We start from the raw sequence: 6,000 nt of genomic DNA on the forward strand, positions 1-6,000 counted from the left end.
ATGAATCGTGCTCTAGTCTATTTTGGTATACAAGAACTCCGGAGCCAGCTCCTTGGACCATGAATCGAGCAGAACCGTTGACCCAGTTACAGTCCATCGAACCGAATACCGGCAGCCCGCCGCTTCCCCCGGCAACGTCGCCGGAAGGTAAAGCAGCCGTTCCTGCCGAGGCGCGCTCACTGCTCGCCACCGCGTGGATGAGGATCCGGCGCAGCAAGATCGCGCTTCTCAGCCTGTGCGTGGTGGTGGCGATCATGTTGTTCGCCATCCTGGCTCCCGTGTTGAGTGCCATGTCGGGCAACGATCCCTTTACCTCCAATACCAGCCCGGAAGTGCTGGATGACTTCCAGACCCCCGGGCTACCGCTCCCCGGCTACATGTATCCGTCGGCCCAACACTGGCTGGGTGTCGAACCGGGCCTGGGCCGCGACCTCTTCGCGAGGCTCGCCTACGGTGGCCAGGTCTCCCTCACCATCGCTTTGTTATCCACCGCTGTTTCCGTAGTCCTCGGAACGGTGCTGGGCGCGGCGGCCGGCTACTTCGGTGGGAAGACCGACGCCATCATCAGCCGCATCATGGACCTGTTCCTTGCGTTTCCGCACCTGCTGCTGGTGCTCTCGCTGACGCCCATCCTGCAGTCGCGGCTCAGGGACACCCCGCTCGGCGAAGGCAGCTTCCTGCCCATGGCCTCGCTGGTCATCATCCTGGGGTTCTTCGGCTGGGCCTACCTCGCCCGCATAGTCCGCGGCCAGGTGCTGAGCCTCCGCGAACGCGAATTCGTCGAAGCCGCCCGGTCCTTCGGCGCCTCGCACCTGAGCATTCTCTTCCGCCAGATCATCCCCAACGTCATGGGAGTTGTCCTGGTGTACGCCACCATGCTGATCCCCACGAACATCTCGGCCGAGGCCGCGCTGTCCTTCCTGGGCGTGGGCGTCAAGGACCCCACACCGTCGTGGGGCCAGATGCTCAACGCCGCCCAGTCCGGCAACTGGTACCTCAGCGATCCGTGGTTCCTCGCGGTCCCCGGCGTCATGCTCATCATCACCGTCCTGGCCTTCAACCTCCTCGGCGACGCCGTCCGGGACGCCTTGGACCCCAAAGCTTCGCGCCACTAACACTCATCCCCCCGCATCGCCTTTCACCCCTCACAAGGAGCATCATGAAAACCCCTGCAAGAGCTCTGGCACTTTCCGTGCTGATTGCCATGGCCGCTACCGGCTGTGGCGCCGGCCAAAGCCAGCCCAGCAGTTCCAAGCCCGCCGGTTCGGTCACGGAATTGGCCCCCAACGTGGTCAAGTCCGGCTTCAACGGCAAGGGCGGAAACATCAACGTCCTCATGTCTTCCGACTTCCAAACCCTGGATCCAGGAAACAGCAACTATGTCCAGACGGCCAACGTCGGTCAGCTGTACTACCGCACATTGACCATGGCCAAGGAAACGGCAGGCCAGCCGCCGACTGTCGTCCCGGACCTCGCCACCGATACCGGCAAGGTCTCCGATGACGGCCTCAGCTGGACCTTCACCCTCAAGGAAGGCGTGAAGTACGAGGACGGAACGCCCATCACCTCGGCGGACATCAAATACGGCGTGGAGCGCACCTTCGCGCAGGATGTCTTCACGCAGGCGCCGCAAGAGCTGAATGCAGCGCTCGACGCCGGCGGGTACAAGGGGCCGTACAAGGATCCTTCCGCTGTGCTCAACGCTGTCGAAACCCCCGATGAACGCACCGTGGTCTTCCACCTGAAGAAGCCGTTCGCCGAGTTCCCCGCACTGGCATCGCGCTCCAACACAGCCCCTGTCCCGAAGGCCAAGGACACCAAGCTCGACTACACCAACCACCCCGTCTCCTCGGGGCCGTACATGGTGGAGTCCTACAACCGCGGCAAATCCCTCAAGCTGGTCCGCAACCCGCACTGGGATCCCGCCACGGATCCCAACCGCTCCGCCCTTCCGGACACGTTCAGCTTCTCCCTGTCCACATCCCAGGCCACCATCAGCCAGCAGTTGCTGGCCGACTCGGACCCCAACGCCATCACGCTGGATTCCAACGGCGCCCTGCAGACCTCTGACTCCGCCAAGCTGGCCGACGCCCAGGTCAAGGACCGCGTTGCCTCCGGTCTCCTGGGCTGCAATGACGTCCTGAGCCTGAACACCCAGAAGATCACGGATCCGGACGTCCGCAAGGCCATCGCCCTTGCCCTGGATCGCCAGTCGATCCTGGTGCAGTACGGTGGACGCCGCTTCGGCGAAATCACGCAGAGCCCGCTGAACTCCAAGATGCGCGGCTACGTGGAGACCGAACTGGAACTGGATCCCACCGGCAAGCCAAAGCTGGAGGAAGCCAAGAAGCTGCTGGAGGGCAAGGACTACCCCAAGAGCCTCACGTACGGCTACGCCAACAACCGGGATGCTTTCAAGAACACCGGCACCGTGGTTCAGCAGAACCTGAAGGCCCTGGGCATCGAGGTGGAGCTGGTTGCGATTCCCGCACCGAATTACTACTCCATCCTGGCCAGCGAGCAACTCCCGGACATGGGCCGCTCCGGCTGGTGTGGTGGCGCCGATCCTGCGTCCATCCGTACCTCCGCTGATCCCCTGCTCGGCCCGAACAACGACGGCACCAGCTACGGCTTCTCCAACACGTCCCGCTACTTCGATCCCGTAGTGTCCAAGGCCATGTTTGAGCTCCGCAATACGGATGGCACGTCCGAGGAACTGGGCAAGAAGTGGTCCGAGGCCTTCGGCTCAGCGTTGAAGACCTACCCGATCGTCCCGCTCATCCGCAGCCACACCAACAGCGTGGTGGGCTCCAATGTCCGCAATGCCCAGGTGGGCTACTTCTTCGGCGGCATCGACCTCTCGATCGTCGGCGTCGAGCAGTAATCGGGCCCCGAAAACAATCGAGCATAGTCCAGAAGGAGAAGCGGGCCGCCTGCATCAGCGGGCGGCCCGCAACCACCACCTATGATGACTTTCATTCTTCGCCGGACCGGATCGCTGGTATTGCTTCTAGCAGCGGTCAGTTTCATCACCTTCACCCTCTTTCAGCTTGGCCCGTCGGACCCTGCCGCTGCTGCCTGCGGACAGGAATGCACGCCCGAACGCGTTGCCGAAGCCCGCGTCGCGTTGGGCATGGACCAGCCCTTCCTTGTCCAGTACTTCGATTACATCCGCGGGCTCTTCTCATCGCGGATGATCGGCGCGCCTGGAGCACAGACCCTGTGCGAATGGCCGTGCCTGGGCAAGTCCTTCCAAACCAATGAGAACGTTGCGGACATCATCGGCCGCTCGCTCCCCTACACGTTCTCCATGGCCATCGGCGCGCTGGTGCTGTGGACCATCACCGGCGTCGGGCTCGGCCTCATGGCCGCCCTGCGGAAGGGATCGCCTGTCGATAAGTTCATTGTCGGCGCCGCTTCCGTAGGCGTTTCACTGCCGATCCCGGTCACTGGCCTGTTCCTGTTGTTGTTGTTCGTCAACCAGCTGCACCTTTTGCCTTTCACTACCAACGAGATCAATAGCCCGTTCGGCCCGCAGGGTCCGGGAGCATGGGTGGCCAACTACCTGTTGCCCTGGATCGCGCTGGCGGTCCTCTTCAGCGCCTCCTACATCCGGGTCACCCGCACCAACATGATCGAGACATTCGGCGAGGACTTCATCCGCACGGCCCGCGCCAAGGGCCTCGCACCACGGACTGTCACCTTCAAGCACGGCGTTCGGGCGGGCATCACCCCAGTGGTCACGATGCTCGGCATGGACATCGGCCTCCTGCTGGGAGGCGCAGTCCTCACCGAACAGATCTTCTCCGTCCCCGGTTTGGGCTTCACCGCAGTGCACGCCGCCATTTCCGGCGACCTCCCTGTCACCATGGCCATCACCATGCTGGCCGCGTTCTTCGTCATCGTCGCCAACGTGGTGGTGGACCTCGCCTATGCCGCCATCGATCCCCGAGTGAGGCTCCAATGACCCACGTGCACATCGCTACCCAGCCGGCGGGCGCCCCCGCAAGCGCTACGGCCACCGCCCCTTTCCTCGAGGTCCGCGACCTCACCGTGAAATTCCCTACGGACGACGGCGTTGTCTCCGCAGTGAACGGCATGGACTTCGCCCTCGAACGTGGCCAGACCCTGGGCATCGTGGGCGAATCCGGTTCCGGAAAGTCCGTCACCAGCCAGGCACTCATGGGCCTGCTCAAGGGCACTTCAGCACAGGTTAGCGGCCAGGCGATGTTCCAGGGCAAGGACCTGGTCACGCTGCCCGAGTCCGCCATGCGCCAGCTCCGCGGCCGCAACATCGGCATGATCTTCCAAGACCCGCTCTCCGCCCTGCACCCCTTCTACACTGTGGGACACCAAATTGCCGAGGCCTACCTGGTCCACAACAAGGCGAGCAAGAAGCAGGCCCGGGCGGCCGCCGTCGACATGCTGGGAAGGGTGGGAATCCCCAGCCCGGAGCAGCGCTACGACGAGTACCCACACCATTTCTCCGGCGGCATGCGCCAGCGTGCCATGATCGCGATGGCGCTGATTTGCGAGCCCGAGCTGTTGATCGCCGACGAGCCCACCACCGCCCTGGACGTAACGGTCCAGGCCCAGATCCTGGACCTTATGTCCGAGCTCCAGGAGGAAAGCAACTCGGCGCTCATCCTCATCACGCACGATCTCGGGGTGGTTGCCGAGGTCTGCGACAACGTGCTGGTCATGTACGGCGGCCAATGCGTCGAGTCCGGGCCGGTGGACGAGATCTTCTACGACACCCAGCACCCTTACACCCTGGGCCTGCTCAATTCGATGCCCACGCTCAACAGCTCCTCAAGCCGGCTGAACCCCATACCCGGCCAACCACCGTCGCTCCTTGACCTGCCCAAGGGCTGCATCTTCAGCGCACGGTGCCAATACGCCGAACTCGCCGGCGACGGCGTCTGCGCCAGCCAACGGCCCGAACTGAGGGTCGAGGACGGGCACGGCAAGCGCTGCCATTTGAGTGGCCCGCAGATCATCACCATCCGGAATTCGCGTTAGGACCCGCCATGGACAATCAGCCAATTCTCCAGGTGGAGAACCTGCAGAAGCATTTCCCGCTGAAGGGCGGCCTCCTTCCAGGAGCCGCCAAGCGATCGGTCAAAGCGGTCGACGGCGTGTCGTTCAGTCTTGCCCGCGGCCAGACGTTGGGTCTCGTGGGTGAGTCCGGATGCGGTAAGTCGACCACCGGACGCATGGTGGCACGGCTCATGGACCCGACGGGCGGACGGATCATGATCGACGGCGTCGACATCAGCCAGCTGCGTGGCAAGGATCTGTACAACTTCCGGCGCAAGGTCCAGATGATCTTCCAGGATCCCTTTGCCTCGCTGAATCCCCGCCAAACCGTGGGCACGGCCATCGCGGCTCCCATGGTGGCGCAGAAGATCAACCCGCCGGGTGGACTCAAGACCCGGGTCAAGGAACTGCTGGACCAGGTGGGGCTCAAACCGGAGCACTACAACCGTTTCCCCCATGAGTTCTCCGGAGGCCAGCGTCAACGCGTGGGTATTGCCCGGGCCATTTCCCTCAACCCGTCAGTGATCGTGTGCGACGAACCAGTGTCCGCCTTGGACGTCTCCGTGCAGGCCCAGGTGGTGAACCTGTTGCAGCAGATCCAGCGCGACACCGGCGTTTCCTACATCTTCATTGCCCACGACCTCTCCGTGGTCCGGCACATTTCCCACGAGGTTGCTGTGATGTACCTGGGCAAGATCGTGGAACAGGGACCCCGGGACGCGTTGTTCAGCGATCCGGGGCATCCCTACACCAAGGCGCTGCTCTCAGCAGTGCCGCTGCCTGATCCCCGGGCCGCACGCGAACAGGTGAAGATCCGGCTTCGCGGCGATCTGCCGTCTCCGGCCAATCCTCCCAGCGGCTGCGTCTTCCGAACCCGTTGCCCATTGATCGGCACGCTTCCGGAAGAACAGCGCCAACGCTGCATCGACCAGATTCCCACACCGGCCGCGCCCGCCGCCC

Annotated in this window: 5 protein-coding genes; all 5 read left to right on the plus strand. The window is 63.5% G+C overall.

Features of this window, described 5'->3' with window-relative positions; translation table 11 throughout:
• The first annotated feature begins 77 nt into the window (after positions 1-77).
• On the plus strand, positions 78-1,115 hold the full coding sequence (locus GVL04_RS22510; RefSeq protein WP_235036403.1) for an ABC transporter permease: 1,038 nt from the start codon (positions 78-80) through the stop codon (positions 1,113-1,115).
• A 44-nt stretch (positions 1,116-1,159) separates the two neighbouring features.
• A complete protein-coding gene (locus tag GVL04_RS22515; RefSeq protein WP_159708700.1) occupies positions 1,160-2,884 on the plus strand; it encodes an ABC transporter substrate-binding protein in 1,725 nt (574 codons plus the stop codon).
• A gap of 81 nt (positions 2,885-2,965) precedes the next feature.
• Positions 2,966-3,967: an ABC transporter permease gene (locus GVL04_RS22520; RefSeq protein WP_159708702.1), complete on the plus strand. Its 1,002-nt coding sequence runs from the start codon at positions 2,966-2,968 to the stop codon at positions 3,965-3,967.
• Entirely contained in the window at positions 3,964-5,022 is a 1,059-nt protein-coding gene (locus tag GVL04_RS22525; RefSeq protein ID WP_159708704.1) for an ABC transporter ATP-binding protein, read from the plus strand. Before GVL04_RS22520 ends, GVL04_RS22525 begins: the two co-directional genes overlap by 4 nt.
• 8 nt (positions 5,023-5,030) lie before the next feature.
• Positions 5,031-6,000 (plus strand): ABC transporter ATP-binding protein (locus GVL04_RS22530; protein ID WP_159708706.1); only part of this gene is annotated, 970 nt, incomplete at its 3' end.

The sequence above is a fragment of the Arthrobacter sp. 18067 genome (assembly GCF_902706295.1).
Taxonomy (GTDB): Bacteria; Actinomycetota; Actinomycetes; order Actinomycetales; family Micrococcaceae; genus Arthrobacter.